The sequence below is a fragment of the Winogradskyella ouciana genome, from assembly GCF_965284585.1.
In the GTDB taxonomy this organism is placed as follows: Bacteria; Bacteroidota; Bacteroidia; order Flavobacteriales; family Flavobacteriaceae; genus Winogradskyella; species Winogradskyella ouciana.
On the sequence record NZ_OZ260095.1, the window covers coordinates 48,371 to 63,787 of the forward strand.

18 protein-coding genes are annotated in these 15,417 nt (G+C 34.6%); 12 read left to right on the forward strand and 6 right to left on the reverse strand.

Translation table 11 applies throughout. From position 1 onward, the window contains the following. Position 1: 1 nt before the first annotated feature. The 10 genes from ACQ65V_RS00190 (at position 2) to ACQ65V_RS00235 (ending at position 7,433) form a co-directional block, all read left to right on the forward strand. The gene (locus tag ACQ65V_RS00190) at positions 2-187 is read left to right on the forward strand and encodes a CcoQ/FixQ family Cbb3-type cytochrome c oxidase assembly chaperone (RefSeq protein ID WP_430466424.1); all 186 of its coding nucleotides are present in this window, start codon (positions 2-4) and stop codon (positions 185-187) included. Next, positions 184-1,161, forward strand: coding sequence for a cbb3-type cytochrome c oxidase N-terminal domain-containing protein (locus ACQ65V_RS00195; protein ID WP_430466425.1), 978 nt, complete (start codon positions 184-186; stop codon positions 1,159-1,161). Before ACQ65V_RS00190 ends, ACQ65V_RS00195 begins: the two co-directional genes overlap by 4 nt. A 16-nt stretch (positions 1,162-1,177) precedes the next feature. Next, positions 1,178-2,602, forward strand: coding sequence for a cytochrome c oxidase accessory protein CcoG (ccoG, locus tag ACQ65V_RS00200; RefSeq protein WP_155089454.1), 1,425 nt, complete (start codon positions 1,178-1,180; stop codon positions 2,600-2,602). A 99-nt stretch (positions 2,603-2,701) separates the two neighbouring features. Next, a complete protein-coding gene (locus ACQ65V_RS00205; RefSeq protein ID WP_273292198.1) occupies positions 2,702-3,148 on the forward strand; it encodes a FixH family protein in 447 nt (148 codons plus the stop codon). Beyond that, entirely contained in the window at positions 3,148-3,849 is a 702-nt protein-coding gene (locus tag ACQ65V_RS00210; RefSeq protein ID WP_430466426.1) for a sulfite exporter TauE/SafE family protein, read from the forward strand. Before ACQ65V_RS00205 ends, ACQ65V_RS00210 begins: the two co-directional genes overlap by 1 nt. Before the next feature lie 73 nt (positions 3,850-3,922). Beyond that, positions 3,923-4,357 carry an RrF2 family transcriptional regulator gene (locus ACQ65V_RS00215; protein WP_430466427.1) on the forward strand — a complete coding sequence of 145 codons (435 nt, stop codon included), beginning with the start codon at positions 3,923-3,925 and terminating at the stop codon, positions 4,355-4,357. Between the two features lie 48 nt (positions 4,358-4,405). After that, positions 4,406-5,137: an iron-sulfur cluster repair di-iron protein gene (ric, locus tag ACQ65V_RS00220; protein WP_155089450.1), complete on the forward strand. Its 732-nt coding sequence runs from the start codon at positions 4,406-4,408 to the stop codon at positions 5,135-5,137. Between the two features lie 112 nt (positions 5,138-5,249). Next, a complete protein-coding gene (locus tag ACQ65V_RS00225; RefSeq protein ID WP_430466428.1) occupies positions 5,250-6,461 on the forward strand; it encodes a hypothetical protein in 1,212 nt (403 codons plus the stop codon). Then, positions 6,433-6,894: a hemerythrin domain-containing protein gene (locus tag ACQ65V_RS00230; RefSeq protein WP_430466429.1), complete on the forward strand. Its 462-nt coding sequence runs from the start codon at positions 6,433-6,435 to the stop codon at positions 6,892-6,894. The genes ACQ65V_RS00225 and ACQ65V_RS00230 overlap by 29 nt, the downstream gene beginning before the upstream one ends. 89 nt (positions 6,895-6,983) lie before the next feature. Next, positions 6,984-7,433: a pyridoxamine 5'-phosphate oxidase family protein gene (locus tag ACQ65V_RS00235; RefSeq protein WP_273292187.1), complete on the forward strand. Its 450-nt coding sequence runs from the start codon at positions 6,984-6,986 to the stop codon at positions 7,431-7,433. 10 nt (positions 7,434-7,443) lie between these two features. Here the strand turns inward: ACQ65V_RS00235 and ACQ65V_RS00240 are convergent, their stop codons facing one another. The 6 genes from ACQ65V_RS00240 to hemN all read right to left on the reverse strand — a co-directional run bounded on the left by ACQ65V_RS00240 (position 7,444) and on the right by hemN (position 14,099). Then, entirely contained in the window at positions 7,444-8,706 is a 1,263-nt protein-coding gene (locus ACQ65V_RS00240; protein WP_430466430.1) for an alginate export family protein, read from the reverse strand. Positions 8,707-8,717: 11 nt separating this feature from the next. Then, on the reverse strand, positions 8,718-9,434 hold the full coding sequence (locus ACQ65V_RS00245) for an SCO family protein (RefSeq protein WP_430466431.1): 717 nt from the start codon (positions 9,432-9,434) through the stop codon (positions 8,718-8,720). Continuing rightward, entirely contained in the window at positions 9,431-10,213 is a 783-nt protein-coding gene (locus ACQ65V_RS00250; RefSeq protein ID WP_430466432.1) for a formylglycine-generating enzyme family protein, read from the reverse strand. Before ACQ65V_RS00250 ends, ACQ65V_RS00245 begins: the two co-directional genes overlap by 4 nt. Positions 10,214-10,222: 9 nt before the next feature. After that, positions 10,223-11,614 (reverse strand): copper-containing nitrite reductase, encoded by a 1,392-nt coding sequence (nirK, locus tag ACQ65V_RS00255; RefSeq protein WP_430468600.1) that lies wholly within the window; start codon positions 11,612-11,614, stop codon positions 10,223-10,225. Positions 11,615-11,889: 275 nt separating this feature from the next. Then, the gene (locus ACQ65V_RS00260; RefSeq protein WP_430466433.1) at positions 11,890-12,723 is read right to left on the reverse strand and encodes a universal stress protein; all 834 of its coding nucleotides are present in this window, start codon (positions 12,721-12,723) and stop codon (positions 11,890-11,892) included. A gap of 11 nt (positions 12,724-12,734) precedes the next feature. Further along, positions 12,735-14,099 carry an oxygen-independent coproporphyrinogen III oxidase gene (gene hemN, locus ACQ65V_RS00265; protein WP_430466434.1) on the reverse strand — a complete coding sequence of 455 codons (1,365 nt, stop codon included), beginning with the start codon at positions 14,097-14,099 and terminating at the stop codon, positions 12,735-12,737. Between the two features lie 85 nt (positions 14,100-14,184). Here hemN and ACQ65V_RS00270 point away from each other — a divergent pair, with 85 nt between their 5' ends. Further along, positions 14,185-14,673, forward strand: coding sequence for a YdeI/OmpD-associated family protein (locus ACQ65V_RS00270; protein WP_430466435.1), 489 nt, complete (start codon positions 14,185-14,187; stop codon positions 14,671-14,673). A gap of 133 nt (positions 14,674-14,806) precedes the next feature. Beyond that, the gene (locus ACQ65V_RS00275) at positions 14,807-15,391 is read left to right on the forward strand and encodes a superoxide dismutase family protein (protein WP_273292175.1); all 585 of its coding nucleotides are present in this window, start codon (positions 14,807-14,809) and stop codon (positions 15,389-15,391) included. Positions 15,392-15,417: the final 26 nt, after the last annotated feature.

Genomic DNA, 15,417 nt, shown 5'->3' on the forward strand with positions numbered 1-15,417 from the left:
CATGTTGAAATTTGTAAAAAACCATATGGAAAGTATCACAGGTATAGAAATTTACCCTTTGATATCGCTCCTCGTATTCTTTATCTTCTTTGTAGTGTTATTCTATTGGGTAATTACAGCAAAAAAGGAATACATCAAAACCGTTAGCCATATACCATTAGACAACCAAAACGATCAATTATCATGAGACATTTAATTCCTTCATATATAAGAGTACCTGTCGTATTTTTCTTTATTGCAGGTCTTGTTGAATATTTCGTTGATTCTGGCGATCAACCAGCATTTATGGAGCAACCAGCCATAATGTTGTTTTTATTATTGGTTTTATTGATTCTTCTGGCCATAGAGGCTATTGTTGGCTCAATGGACAACATTTTGTACCAGAGTTTAGACGAAGAAGCCAAAATCCGTTATGACCTCAAACGTGCTGAAACCCCAAAATTTGTGCGTTGGCTAAAACGCGCCTATAACAAACTTTTAGGTACTAAACCAATTGAGGAAGAAGGTGAAATTATCCTCGACCACAACTATGATGGCATCAAAGAGCTCGATAACAATCTTCCTCCATGGTGGGTTTACAGTTTTTATCTTACTATAATTTTCGGATTTATATATATGGCTCGTTACCACGTCTTTAATGCTGATGACCAATATGACGAATATGAAATTGAATATGCAGAGGCAGAAAGAGCAATAGCAGAATACAAAAGAACTGCCAAAAACTTAGTGGATATAAATACCGTAGAAATCTTGGTTGATGCCAGTGACTTAAATGCTGGAAAGAAAATTTTTGAAGAAAGATGTATCGCTTGTCACAAATCTGATGGCGGAGGTGGTATTGGCCCCAACCTAACTGATCAATACTGGATTCTAGGTGGAGGCATAAAAAATGTCTTTAATACCATATCAGAAGGTGGGCGTGATGGAAAGGGAATGGTACCTTGGAAAACGGAATTAAAACCATTGGAAATGGCACAGGTAGCGAGTTATGTTCTAAAATTTCAAGGTACTTCGCCAGCAGAACCAAAAGAAGCCGAAGGTGAAGTTTGGATTGAAGCGTCTTTAAAAGATACTGAAACAGGAGAAGAAGTACACGACGTTAATATAGAAGTAGAACGTGTAATCCCAGATTCTCTAGAAACCTCTATTGATTATCAATAGAAAAATAACGCCATAAATGGAAACGCCACCAAATGAAGTTTTTAGGGATTCTATCGGCACCATCGATGAAGAGGGCAAGCGCAACTGGATCTATCCCAAAAAACCATCTGGCCCATATTACGAAAAACGAAAAATAGTAAGCTACATTTTATTAGCTTTCCTGTTTGTTGCACCATTTATTAAGATTAATGGCAATCAGTTTTTATTGTTCAATGTTATAGAAAGGCGTTTTAACATTTTCGGTTTTCCGTTCTGGCCTCAAGATTTTCATTTGTTTGTAATTTCGATGATTATCGGTGTGGTATTCATCACATTATTTACAGTGGGATTTGGTCGTATCTTCTGTGGTTGGATTTGTCCACAGACTATTTTTATGGAAATGGTTTTCAGACGTATAGAATATTGGATCGATGGCGACCGTAACAAACAAAGACGCTTGGCAAGACAAAAATGGAATGCCGAGAAAATAAGAAAGCGCCTTTTAAAGTGGTTTATTTTTTTAGTAGTATCATTTCTTATTGCTAATGTTTTTCTGGCTTATCTTATTGGAAGTGACAAATTATTGAGATATATAACTGATGGTCCTTTTGAGCATATAGGCACGTTAATTCCACTAGTCATTTTTACTGGCGTGTTCTATTTTGTTTTTGTATGGTTTAGAGAGCAGGTCTGTATTATCGCTTGTCCTTATGGAAGATTGCAAGGAGTACTCCTAGACAATAAATCTATTGTTGTAGCATACGATCATAAACGTGGAGAACGTGAGAACGGAAGAAAAAAATTCAGAAAAAATGAAGACCGGAAAGCCCTGGGTTATGGAGATTGTATTGATTGCTTACAATGTGTACACGTTTGCCCAACAGGAATAGACATAAGAAACGGCACACAATTAGAGTGTGTAAACTGCACAGCATGTATTGACGAATGTGATCATATTATGGAAAGCATCGACCTTCCTAAAGGATTGATTAGATATGCAAGTGAAGAAAACATTGAAAAGAAAGCGCCCTTTAAATTAACGGCTCGTCTGAAAGGATACATCGCGGTACTGGTCATTTTAATTGGTGTTTTAGCAGGTATGCTGGCCTTAAGAAATGATGTTGAAGCAAGGATATTAAGGTTGCCTGGTCAACTTTATGAGCGTAAGGATAATAACGTTATAAGCAATGTCTTTACTTACAAATTAGTTAACAAAACAACTGATACCATAACAAATGTTAGCTTTAAACTGAGAGGTATTGATGGTGAAATTAAATTAGTATCCATTTCAGATACATTTATAGTTGAGCCACAAGGTATTGCAGAAGGCACCATGTTCATTGAACTTAAGCAAAGTGATTTATCTGGTGATAAAAATAAATTGAGAATTGATGTCTATAGCTACGATGAACTCATAGAAACAACTACGGTTAATTTCTTGGGTCCTCGAAGTTATAATTAATCAAAAAAACTAGTGCGTTTTAATAAAGATCCTGAAACGAGTTCAGGATGACAAAAGAATTAAATAAAGAGATTCCCGTTTTTTAGGGAAGTAGAAAACATGAAAATAAACTGGGGAACAGCAATTGTAATTGCATTTGTGGCTTTTATAGCCTTCATCCTATACTTTGTTATTAATATGAGTACGGATGATAAATATGATCATGATTTAGTCGTTGAAGATTATTATAAACAAGAGTTACAATTTCAATCTGATATTGATAAAGAAACAAATGCCAGAAAATTGGCAACCAATATATCTTGGAAAAAAACAGCTGAAGGTATTGTAATTACGTTTCCTGAACAAATGGATTTCGAAGCTATTAAAGGCTCAGTGTTCCTATATAGACCATCTAATAAGCAATTGGATTTTGAAACACCGATTTCACTGTCCGACCACAATTTGCTCATACCTGACAAACGCTTGTTAGATGGTCGTTGGAACATTAAAGTAGATTGGACATATAAAAATGCAGCCTACCTCTATAAAAAGGAAATACTTTACTAATGTTGGTTTCGGCGTTCATATTGGGTTTACTGGGAAGTCTGCACTGCGTTGGTATGTGCGGACCAATAGCCTTTATGTTACCTGTTGATCGTTCTAATTCCTTAAAAAAAATAAGCCAGATTGCAATTTACCATTTCGGTAGATTATTAGCTTATAGCTTAATTGGTCTGGTCTTTGGATTAGTAGGCAAAAGTCTTTACATCTTTGGAGTTCAGCAACAGCTTTCTATTATCATTGGAATTTTAATGATTGTCGTTGTCCTTTTACCACACAAAAGCATTGGTAAATACAATCTTTCAAAACCACTTTATAGATTAATTTCTAAAGTAAAATCATCGTTGGGGAAAGCCCTAAAAAAGAAAACCGCAGACACCTTTTTAACCATTGGCTTTTTAAATGGCTTCTTACCATGCGGCCTGGTTTATATGGCTGTTTTTGGCGCTATAGCTACTGGCAGTTTAGCAGAAGGCAGCCTATACATGGTTTTATTCGGTGTTGGGACTATTCCATTAATGACCACAGCTATTTATCTAGGAAAATTTTTAAACAGTACCATAAAACAACGTATTCAAAAAGCGATACCTGTTTTTGTTGTAATTATTGGAGTTCTTTTTATTCTTCGTGGCTTAGGTTTGGGAATACCTTACCTCTCACCCGATCCGGTTGTGGAAATGGCTTCGAGTAGTATAGAATGTCATTGATATTTTTTAATTAGGATATTTTTGTCTTATTTAAAATAATAGCTTATCTTTGTGGTGTAATAACACAGTTAATATGTTTTCAAAAGCTTGTGAATATGGTATAAAAGCAGCAATTTTTATTGCTGTAAATTCTTCTGAAAACAAACGTGTTACTCCCAAGGAAATTTCTAAAGAAATCGACTCACCACAAGCATTTACGGCTAAAATACTTCAAGCCTTAGTGAGACATGGAGTTGTAAATTCGGTTAGAGGTGCACATGGTGGTTTTGAAATGGATAGGAATAAAATTACAACCACCAAACTATCGCAAATAGTATATGCCATTGATGGAGATAATATTTACAAAGGTTGTGGTTTAGGCTTACATACTTGTAATGAAAATCACCCATGTCCTGTACACGACAAATTTAAGGTAGTCAGGGAAGAACTAAAGGATATGTTAGAACATACAACCTTAGAACAATTAGCATTAGATATTAAATCTGGTGTCTCATTTTTAAAAATTTAAAAAAATTTGAATATAAATAGGATAAATTTATCTTAAATAAACAAAAACATGGAAGTACTACAAAAAAACACCGAAAAAGAAATAGGACAGTATGTTGCAGACGATTTTAGAACCGCAGCAATTTTCTCTAAATACAAAATTGATTTTTGCTGTAATGGCAATAGAACTATTGCAGAAGCCTGTGAGAAAAAAGGACTCGACAGTTCTAAACTAATGGATGAAATTAATCAAATAATAAATGCGAAAACTGGAGAAACTATTGATTATAAGTCTTGGCCATTAGATTTGTTGGCTGAGTATATTGAAAAGAAACACCATAGATATGTTGAAGAAAAAATTCCTGTCATACGTCAATTTTTAGATAAGTTATGTCGTGTTCATGGTCAACGTCACCCTGAATTACATAAAATAAACGAACTATTTACAGCTTCAGCAGGCGAATTGGCATCACACATGAAAAAAGAAGAACTTATCCTCTTCCCTTTCATAAAGAAAATGGTAAAAGCAAAATTAGAAAACGGAGTTGTGCAATCTCCTCAATTTGGCATCGTAGAAAACCCAATCTCCATGATGAAAGACGAGCATGATAATGAAGGAGACCGTTTTAGACAGATCGCAGAACTAACAGATAACTACAATCCACCAGCAGATGCTTGTAATACATATAAAGTCACCTTTGCAATGTTAGATGAATTTGAAAAAGATTTGCATCTACATATTCATTTGGAAAACAATATTCTGTTTCCTGAAGCTATAAAATTAGAGCAACAATTTGGTTAATAGCAATCCCTAATTAATTCCAGTTTCCGAAGAAATCCTGATATGTTTTCCACAAACAATTCAGGATTTTCTTCTTTAGAATCCTTAAATTTCTAATTCCTAAATTATAATAATGCCAAAAAAGTTAGTCATTATATGCTTAGTTAACTTTTTAATTGCTGCCCTTATGGGTTTGGCATTGCGTTTTTCGTTCATAGAATCCATTGGTATAAATTATAGATTTCTAACGCATGCTCACTCACATGTTGCCATGTTAGGTTGGGGGTATTTAATGATTTTCGCACTGTTTGTTCATTACTTTGTACCCAATGAACCCAAAATCTTTAATCGGTTGTTTTGGCTAACGGAATTCGCTGTAATTGGTATGATGTTGAGTTTTCCATTTCAAGGTTATGCGGCAATTTCTATTTCATTTTCAACATTGCATATTTTCTGTAGTTATTACTTTGTTTATTTGATTTGGAAACATCATAAGACCAATTCAACCGTAAGCCAAAAATTAGTAAAGACTTCTTTAATATTTATGGTTATTTCAACCATTGGCGTTTGGTGTTTGGGACCAGCTGTTGCGACGCTTGGACAGACCTCAGCATTTTATCAAATAGCGATTCAGTTCTTTTTGCACTTTCAGTTTAATGGTTGGTTTTTAATTGCCGTTTTGGCGGTGTTTTTTCATCTTTTAAAAATTGAAAACCCTAAAGAATTCAAACAGTTTTTTTGGTTATTAATTCTTTCCACCCTATTGACCTTGGCCTTGCCAATTCAGTGGTTTGCACCTCATAAAAGTTTGCTGTGGATTAATGGACTTGGTGTTATTCTTCAAATTATAGCGCTTGTTAATTTTTTTCAACTTATAAAACCAAATCTCAAATCAATGCTGAATTACAAAAACAAAGTTGTGTTTTATATGTACAGTTTCGCACTGCTCTGCTTTATCTTAAAAGTAGCATTTCAGTCGCTATCAATTTTACCAGAATTTTCTCAAGTTGTCTATAACCATAGAAATTTTGTAATAGGTTTTATCCATTTGTTAATGCTAGGTGTCATCACAGGATTTCTATTTGCATTTATCTTGAAAAGTGATTTGGTAAGGTTTTCAAAACCTCTATATTTTGGTATTTATAGTTTTCTTTTAGGCTTTGTATTAACAGAATTACTCTTGTTAATTCAAGGTACTATGTTTTACTTCGGAAGCGGTATGCTACGGCATTACTATCTGTTGTTATTTCTATTTAGCATTTTATTGCCATTAGGTATCAGCTTCCTATTAATCAATATTATTAAACTCTATACTTATGCAGCCAAAACCTCAAAAACGTCATAAAGCACTTCAACCATTGAGTCGAGAGCATCATCATGGTTTATTATTATCCTGGAAAATCAGAACAGGATTCAGTAAAAACATCGATCCAAAACGTATTAGAACCTATGCAGATTGGTTTTACAAAAACCATCTTATTCCTCATTTTGAAATAGAGGAAAATCACATTTTTCCAATTTTAGAAGACGAAAACGAATTGGTAAAACGTGCTCTGGCAGAACATAGACGCTTAAAACGGTTATTTGAAGAACGTGAGGATGATATAAAAACTTTAAGTAAGATTGAAGAAGAATTAGAACAGCACATCAGGTTTGAAGAACGTGTGCTTTTTCCTGAAATTCAGAAAGTAGCAACTGAAGACGAATTTTTTCACATTGAAAAAATTCATCAGCCTGAAAAATTTGTAGAAAACGAAAAAGACCTATTTTGGAAATAACAACACAAACATCTTGAAACTGATATATGTCATAATTTTTCTCTTTTCTGAGAAGTACCTTTAGCTTAAGTTAACTTAAACCAAAAACTATGATAAAGTCATTAAATCAAGAAGAATGTAAACTCATATTACACCAAAACTACATTGGTCACTTAGCATATATTTATCAAAACAAACCATTTGTTCTGCCTATCACTTATTTTCATAAAGGCGATAAAATTATTTGTTATTCTGGCGATGGTCATAAAATCCATGCCTTAAGACAACATAATGCCGTAGCACTAGAAGTTAGTGAAATAAAATCTGTAACCAATTGGCAATCTGTTGTAGTACATGGTTTATACCAAGAACTCGAAGGCAGCAGTGCAAAAGCCTTGCTACACGAATTTTCCTTAGGTGTTAAAGATGTAATTATGCGAAAAGAATTACGAGATTTGGATTTTATAAATGAATTCTCTGCAAAAATTGATAGTGATGATATTCCTATAGTTTTTGTTATTAATATCGAAGAAATGACTGGTAAAATGAGACGAAATTAATATAAATGCTTTAATCTTCCTTAAATACCGTTTTAAACAACCTTGGCTTAACGGTTACCATCAACCAAGCCCAATTGTTGGTATTGTCTTTGTTCCCACCTTTTAAAATTTCCATGGTTTCCGTTGCAAATAGTTGGGAATATCCTGCTTGAAAATTGATATCCTTAGTCCATTTATAACCCAAAACCAAATCGAGTTCTGTCCCTAAAGCATTACTCATCTTTTTCCCTGTATTATCAACTACAATAGCTGCAGAAGAAAAGAAATGAGGCACCAGCTTTACCGAAAACTGCTCTTTTTGGTAAGCTAATGTGGCATTAACATCTAATAATCCTACAGAATTAGCATGATTGCCAACATAAAAATAATCCATTAATCCGTTGAATTTATGATTGGTTCCAAACCAAGGATTGAATGATTTCAGTGTATTTTCCGTTGTATTCATATCAGTACCAGAAAGGTATTCCACTCCCAAACCAGTGGTGAAATTTTCACTGATATTATAATAAGCATTAGCTGCCATATTATAAGCACTGAGATCTGTATCTGCGATCTTACCCGTTTGAAAATAAATTGAAGCATCTGCTTTTAGCTTGTTTTTATTAAATGTAAACCTAGAACCTATGGTTTGGTTATAATCTACTTGCTGCTCCTCGTTTTCATCAAAATATGGCAATCCGTTGTTTAGAATTAAAAGGCTTAGACTTACAGCATTAAAATCGGTATGATACCATAAATATTGAAACGCTTTATAGTTGTTAACCGCATACTCGGTATCGAATAAGATTTCGGTATTTTCATTCATTGCCAATCCAAAATCCAGACGGTTTTTAGCATTAGGTTGATATGTTGCAATAAGTGCATCATGACTACGTGCTTGTTGCGCCCAACCCACATTTCCAAAAATTCTGTGGTCATCATAACTAATTTCTTGTCGTCCCATTTTTAATGAGAATTTAGAGTCTAAAAGTAATTGAGCCCAAGCTTGGTGAATAGCAATTCCGTTTTTATCTGAAGTTGATAACGTAGAGACATCTCCCCAAACTCTTACATTTTGAAACGTGACAAAGGCATTCAACTTTTCACTTTTATAATTCAGATATAATCGCGTACGCTGCGAAACAAATGATGCCGCATCTTCATCATCTGGAATTAAGGTTTTAAATCCATGTCTATACTCAAAACGTGGTCTTATCTCTGTTGAAAGTTCAAATTCTTGTGCATAGGATGTCATTACAAGTCCTAAGCATAGGATTGTTAGAATCGTTTTCATTTCAGTATTTTTTATTGAATGAGTTGAAGGATAGTCTCTATGGTTTCTTTGTTGTCAACTCCTAAACCTTCTTGTTGGTGTTTTAATTCGCCTTTAGCATTAAACACACTTATAATATTAGAATGTGAAAAATCTATAGGTGAAATTTCTTTATACTTTACAGACAATACATTGGCAAATTCCCTTACACCACTTTCTGTGCCTTGTAAAAAGGTCCATTGCTCATCATCCATTTGGTTCTCTATGGCAAAGGCTTTTAAACGTTCTGGTGTATCGGTTTCTGGGTCTATACTGACTAACGCAAAGGTTAAATCCTTTAATTTTTCTTCAGGAATTTGAGCTTCAATATTTCGCATGTCTGCTACTAATCTTGGGCAAGCTGCTTTGCATGATGTATAAATCATGACCATTACTAGTGTTTTGCCTTTTAAATCTTCAAGCTGAATTTCTTTTCCTTCTTCAGTATGCCACTTGCTCGTTAAATTGAAAATAGATTCTTCTGAAATTTCATCGGTTTCCATTTCTTTTGAAGCCTTTTCTATCTGCTTCAAATCCATTTTACAAACAGGGCAACTACCAGCTTCATCATAGAATTTAGCTCCTTCACACAGCATAGAACATTGATAAACTGTCAAGGCATCATTTGATGCTTTTGATTTATCTGAATTACATGAGATTGCCACCCCAAGTAATACCAACACTGATAATATAATTTTAATATGCTTCATTCGCTTTCAGTTTTAACATCTTGTACACATCTAAAACCTAAATTTTTCATTGAGTATTTAGCTTTTAAACTTCCTCTTATAGCATAGCGCATAAACGCTGCATAGTTCATTAAGTCCGTGGCATTAACAGCAGCACTTCCACAAAACAGATTACTGTCTTTATCCACATCCTTACGGGATTCTCCGGTAATTAACACCGAATTAAAGTCTAAGGTCCATTCCCATACTAGGCCATGCAAATCGTAAACTCCCCAAACATTTTTAGGTGTTTCACCAATGATATTCTCATTAGTGCGCGGAGCTTCATACCAGGATAAAATTCGTTCATTATAGGTAGGTTTTATGCGTGCGTCTTTTGTAGTTTCGTCTGCCATGGCTACATATTCCCACTCATCTACTGTTGGCAAACGTTTATTTTGACATTCGCAATAGGCTTTGGCAGCAAACCAAGATACATAGGTAATTGGGCTTTTAGATTTTGTTGAATCCTTACTTTCAAAGTCATTTTTCCAATTGGACAAATAACTCTTATCCGTAAATAATTTAATAGCATTAGATTTTCTCCATTTGGAGTTTTCTTTAACAAACAACTCGAAATCCTCAACGGTTACCGGATATTTATCCATTTTAAAATCGTTTACCTCAACGACTGTAGAGTCGCGGCCATAAAGGGGAATGTATCTGCTACCTTCAATTAAAACCATGTCTTCAGTCTGCCCATACGTTAAATATTGACACACAAAACAAATTAACAACAGACTAAAGACTTTGGTTTTCATATTATTGATTTATTTATTTTTTACTTTTTCTACCATCTCTTTGGTAACAACTTTACCAGAATTTCCCCAACTATTATAAACGTAGGTCAACACATTTGCCACATCTTCTGAAGACAACAGCTGTTTAGTCATTACACTATTATATTTTTCGCCATTAACGGTAATTTCACCGCTCAATCCGTTAACAACTACATCTATTGCTCTTTCTACATCAGCATTTAGGTAATCTGAATTGGCAAGAGGAGGAAACGCATTCGGAATACCCTGACCTTCTGCTTGGTGACAAGCAAAACAAGTCTGCATGTAGGTTTGTTTACCAAACTTCATTTGTTCGTCAAAAGATTTTGCCGGAATTTCAGATTCTACAACTTCATCAGTTGTAGGCATATTCTGTATTCCTGGACCTTCAGGTAAATAAATACCTTCGCGTATTTCACCCGAATATATTCTTTTATCCTCTTCACCCTCCACCTTAAGCATACCTAAAGCTCCTTTGTTAAAGGCTCTAAATATAGAGTGATCTACCAGGATAAACGTTCCTGGAACATCTACTCTAAATTCTACTATAGCAGCACCTCCAGCAGGTATTAATGTAGTTTGTACATTTTCGTTAACAGTGTCACCACCTTCAACGTGTACCTTATCAAATATTTCACCGATAACATGGAAAGAAGATACAAGGTTAGGACCACCATTACCAACAAAAAGTCTAACGGTTTCACCAACTTTAGCGGTTATAGCATTATCTCCCGTAAGGGCATTAACACTACCATTAAAGACCACATAATCTGCATTTTCATCCACTGCTTTTTGCATATCGAAAGGTTGTAATCCTCGTTCTCCATTTTTGCCTTTGGTGTAAAAATCACCTTGCATTATATAGTATTCCTTATCCACTTGAGGTAAACCACCTACTGGCTCAACCAATATTAGACCATACATACCATTTGCTATGTGCATACCCACTGGCGCTGTTGCACAATGATAAACGTAAAGTCCTGGATTTAAGGTTTTAAATGAAAATGTTTTTTCGTGACCTGGAGCAACAAATGAAGACTCTGCACCTCCACCTGGCCCAGTTACAGCATGTAAATCGATATTATGTGGTAATTTGTTATCTGGATGATTGGATAAAGTAAACTCTACCTCATCTCCTACTCTGGTTCTAATAAAGCTACCTGGCACAGAACCACCAAAGGTCCAATAGACATACTTTACGCCATCCGTTAATTCTCCTTCTTCTTCGAGAATCTCCATATTAACAATAAGCTTTTTAGCTTTTCTTCTTCCTACACTTCTAGGTACATTTGGAGGAGAAGTTAGTTCTGCCTTCATTTCTCTACTGATAGGCATATCCGTTGTACTTACTTCTTTTTTTTGATTGTTATCTTTACAAGACATAAAAAGAATCATTATGAGTAGAGCTCCACAACTGATTATGTTTCGTTTCTTCATTTTAATCTGGTTTTTTGTTAGTATTTGCATGGGTTCTAATATAGTTTTAATTAAATAAGACAATTTTATCTTATTTATAAGCGAAGATACCGTGTATTGACATCATAAAACATGATATTTATCAGTTATCGGATAAATCTACAGTTTAAAAAAACGCCAAAGCTTAGATCCTTGGCGTTTTACCTTGACATTAAAATACCCTAACTAATAAACATCAAGATCTAAATTTTAAAAGTCATTACTGGTAGCGTAGAATGATTTGTAACATCTTCGGATATACTACCTTCAAAGAAATGTGCCAAACCCTTTCTACCATGCGTAGCCACAGCAATTAAATCTGCTCCTGCCCTATTAGCGTAACTAAGAATACCCTGTTCTACGGAATAATCTGATACTACGGCTACGTCCTTAAACATATCTAAGTTACCTTCGGCTATTTTTAAAAACTTAGAGATCAATTGGTCAATTTCTACAGAACTCTTAAAGCCAGAGTTTGGAGTATTGACATAAACCAATTGAACTTTAGCATCTAACTTATTAAAAATGGACTTGGCCTTTATGTAGCTCTCAACAGAGTCCTGAGAAAAATCACTGGCAAAGATTATCGTATCAAATTCTACCAAGATAGGATTATGTTTTACAATCAGCACTGGTATTTCTGCATGTCTTACTACTTTTTCTGCGTTAGACCCAATAAACACCTCTTTGGCACCTGATACTCCATGAGAACCCATAATTATTAAATCTGCATCATGGGCTTTAACCAGTTCATTTATTTCCTTAAATACCATAAAGTGTTTTACCACTGGTATTACGTTTACATTTTTTAGATATGGTCTATCTAAAAACGTTTCCATTTTTTGCTCGGCTAGTTTTAAATAAAAAACAGCTTCTTCATTTAAAGAGTTTGCGCTTGCCGTTATAATAGCATTAGATAGTTGTAGCATATGCAAAACATACACTTCAGAATTAAACTTTTTGGCTATTGAAGCCGCAGTTTCCAGGGCATATTCAGAATGTTCAGAAAAATCTATGGGTACTATAATTTTTTTCATGTTTTTTGGTTTTAAATGGTCATTGAAAATAATTGTGTCTCTGGCTTTTTTCGTTGCAATAGCAAATCAAAAGCCATGCATATATTTCTTATAAAAGGTTTTCCTTTTTCGGTAACCGTTATTTCCTTATTCAAAAATTCCAACAAATTATCCTGTTCAAATTCTTTTAGTTTAATTAGGACATCTGGCAATTCTTCAAAATCCATTTCAGCATTTTGCCATGAGGTATTAAAGTTGCACATAAGATTGAGGATATGCTTTCTGATTTTAAGATCTTCAACATTTAAAATATGACCTCTGTAAACAGGTATAATGCCTTGGCTTACCAAATGGTAATATTCCTCTACGGATTTTACGTTCTGCGCAAAACCATACCAACTATCGCTAATAGACGATACTCCAAGTCCTATCATAGCTTGTGTTTTTGAAGCCGTGTAACCCATGAAGTTTCTGTGTAAAGTTTCGGTTTCCATGGCTTTATAAAGCGAATCACTCTTTAGCGCAAAATGATCCATACCAATTTCAGTATAGCCTATTTTCTCTAAAAGGAGCTTTCCTGTTTCATATTGTTGACGTTTAGATTCACCGGATGGTAAATCTTCGTCCTTAAAACCACGCTGCCCATTTCCTTTTATCCAAGGCACATGGGCATAACTGTAAAAGGCAATACGGTCTGGCATCAAGGTTTCGGTTATGCTTATGGTTTCTATGACGTCAGTTTCAGTTTGAAATGGTAATCCGAAAATAATATCATGACCAACCGAAGTGTAACCTATTTTTCGAGCTAAATCGGTAACACGCTTTACATTTTCAAAAGGTTGAATGCGATTGATAGCTTTCTGTACTTTTAAGTTATAATCCTGAACTCCAAAACTCACACGTCTAAAGCCTAAATCATATAGTACATGTAAATGCTCTACAGTCGTATTATTGGGATGCCCTTCAAAACTAAATTCATATGCTTCAGCCAGAGTTGCGGTTTTTAGCAATTCTGATATCAAAAACCTTAAATTCTCTGGAGAGAAAAATGTTGGTGTACCTCCACCTAGATGAAGCTCCTTAATTACAGGTTTAGCTCCTAATAAATTCAGGTATAATTCCCATTCATTTAAAACTGCTTTTATATATGGAGATTCCACTTCGTGTCGTTTGGTGATGCGTTTATGACAACCACAGAACGTACACAGGCTTTCGCAAAAAGGCAAGTGTATGTATAGACTGAGACCTTCAGCAGTATTGGACTCATCAAAAGATCGTTTTAATGAATCCTTCCATTGGTGCAATGAAAAGGAATCCATATCCCAGTACGGAACCGTTGGGTAGCTGGTGTATCTTGGACCAGCCACATTATATTTATTTACAAGAGCGTTGCACATACCTATTAATTATTATATTTCAAAATTACTAGTATGTATGGTATTAAAATATGACTTTTGTCATGTCAGACTTTAATTTATAGATATGCTAAAAAGTTTACCGTTTGAAGTAACGTTGGCAGATAAATACAGTGTTATTCTGCCAGAGGAACCTATTATAGACTTTATAGAGAATAATCATAAGCGCGTAAAGGTTATAGCATCTTTCGAAAATCAACAAATTGAATTCTATGCTGCACTAAAGAAAGAAAAAACCGGTTTGTTTCGTATTTATTTCAGTAAGGCAAAACAGAAAGAACTTGGGGTTTTTCCCAATGATTATTTTAAGCTTCAGGTGTGTGAGGACACTTCAAAGTATGGTGTTGAAATGTCTGAAGAATTAGAAGCTGTACTCTTAAGTGACTACGACGCATTTCAAATTTTCGAAAATCTTACACCAGGTAAACAGCGTACTATTATCTATGCCATTTCTAGATATAAAGCATCACAAACGCGTATTGATAAATCCATTTTGTTTACTGAAAATCTAAAACGAGGCATAAAAGACCCCAAATTGTGGCTAAAAATCAATTAGCTCTTAATCTCGTTGCCTTTTATGTTAAATCGTACAGATTTTAATTATATTAGTGAAAATTTTAACTCAATTCAGTTTGAATTTGCAATACCATTGATATATATTTAACTTTATGGACATAAATAACAAACCAATGAAACATATAAAATTATTAGCACTAGCCTTATCAATTGTATTTGCTACGGCTTGTAAAGACAACAAAAAGGAAACTGAAACAGAAATGGAAACCGAGGTTGAAGAAACCATGGAGAATGAAAAGGTAATGAGTAAAGAGCTCTCCTTTAAGCTTACTCCAAAGAGCGATAGCAATGTTTCTGGTAAGGTTGAATTTAAACAAAAAGGAAATAAAGTTACTATGTCTGCTAAAATGAGTGGATTAACACCAGGAACTCACGCCATACATATCCATGCTGAGGCTGATTGTTCTTCACCAGATGGAACATCGACTGGAGGTCACTGGAACCCGACCGCCCAACCTCATGGAAAATGGGGAGATGAAGCTGGATACCACAAAGGAGATATTGGAAATTTTGAAGTTGGAGAAGATGGGATAGGTAATGTTTTATTTTCAACAGACCAATGGTGTATTGGCTGTGGAGACGAGACAAAAGATATTTTAGGTAAAGCCATTATTGTGCATCAAGGTACAGACGACTTTACATCTCAACCTTCTGGTGCTGCTGGTAGCAGAGTTAGTTGTGGTGGAATTATTGAATAATCAACATTAACAAATACATTTTTTAT

Coding starts and splice junctions, on each gene's coding strand:
- ACQ65V_RS00205 (WP_273292198.1), top strand. CDS start 2,702: ATGAAAATAAACTGGGGAACAGCAATTGTAATTGCATTTGTGGCTTTT.
- ACQ65V_RS00235 (WP_273292187.1), top strand. CDS start 6,984: ATGATAAAGTCATTAAATCAAGAAGAATGTAAACTCATATTACACCAA.
- ACQ65V_RS00230 (WP_430466429.1), top strand. CDS start 6,433: ATGCAGCCAAAACCTCAAAAACGTCATAAAGCACTTCAACCATTGAGT.
- ACQ65V_RS00210 (WP_430466426.1), top strand. CDS start 3,148: ATGTTGGTTTCGGCGTTCATATTGGGTTTACTGGGAAGTCTGCACTGC.
- nirK (WP_430468600.1), bottom strand. CDS start 11,614: ATGTCTTGTAAAGATAACAATCAAAAAAAAGAAGTAAGTACAACGGAT.
- ACQ65V_RS00260 (WP_430466433.1), bottom strand. CDS start 12,723: ATGAAAAAAATTATAGTACCCATAGATTTTTCTGAACATTCTGAATAT.
- ACQ65V_RS00240 (WP_430466430.1), bottom strand. CDS start 8,706: ATGAAAACGATTCTAACAATCCTATGCTTAGGACTTGTAATGACATCC.
- ACQ65V_RS00275 (WP_273292175.1), top strand. CDS start 14,807: ATGAAACATATAAAATTATTAGCACTAGCCTTATCAATTGTATTTGCT.
- ACQ65V_RS00225 (WP_430466428.1), top strand. CDS start 5,250: ATGCCAAAAAAGTTAGTCATTATATGCTTAGTTAACTTTTTAATTGCT.
- hemN (WP_430466434.1), bottom strand. CDS start 14,099: ATGTGCAACGCTCTTGTAAATAAATATAATGTGGCTGGTCCAAGATAC.
- ACQ65V_RS00195 (WP_430466425.1), top strand. CDS start 184: ATGAGACATTTAATTCCTTCATATATAAGAGTACCTGTCGTATTTTTC.
- ACQ65V_RS00215 (WP_430466427.1), top strand. CDS start 3,923: ATGTTTTCAAAAGCTTGTGAATATGGTATAAAAGCAGCAATTTTTATT.
- ACQ65V_RS00250 (WP_430466432.1), bottom strand. CDS start 10,213: ATGAAAACCAAAGTCTTTAGTCTGTTGTTAATTTGTTTTGTGTGTCAA.
- ric (WP_155089450.1), top strand. CDS start 4,406: ATGGAAGTACTACAAAAAAACACCGAAAAAGAAATAGGACAGTATGTT.
- ACQ65V_RS00190 (WP_430466424.1), top strand. CDS start 2: ATGTTGAAATTTGTAAAAAACCATATGGAAAGTATCACAGGTATAGAA.
- ccoG (WP_155089454.1), top strand. CDS start 1,178: ATGGAAACGCCACCAAATGAAGTTTTTAGGGATTCTATCGGCACCATC.
- ACQ65V_RS00270 (WP_430466435.1), top strand. CDS start 14,185: ATGCTAAAAAGTTTACCGTTTGAAGTAACGTTGGCAGATAAATACAGT.
- ACQ65V_RS00245 (WP_430466431.1), bottom strand. CDS start 9,434: ATGAAGCATATTAAAATTATATTATCAGTGTTGGTATTACTTGGGGTG.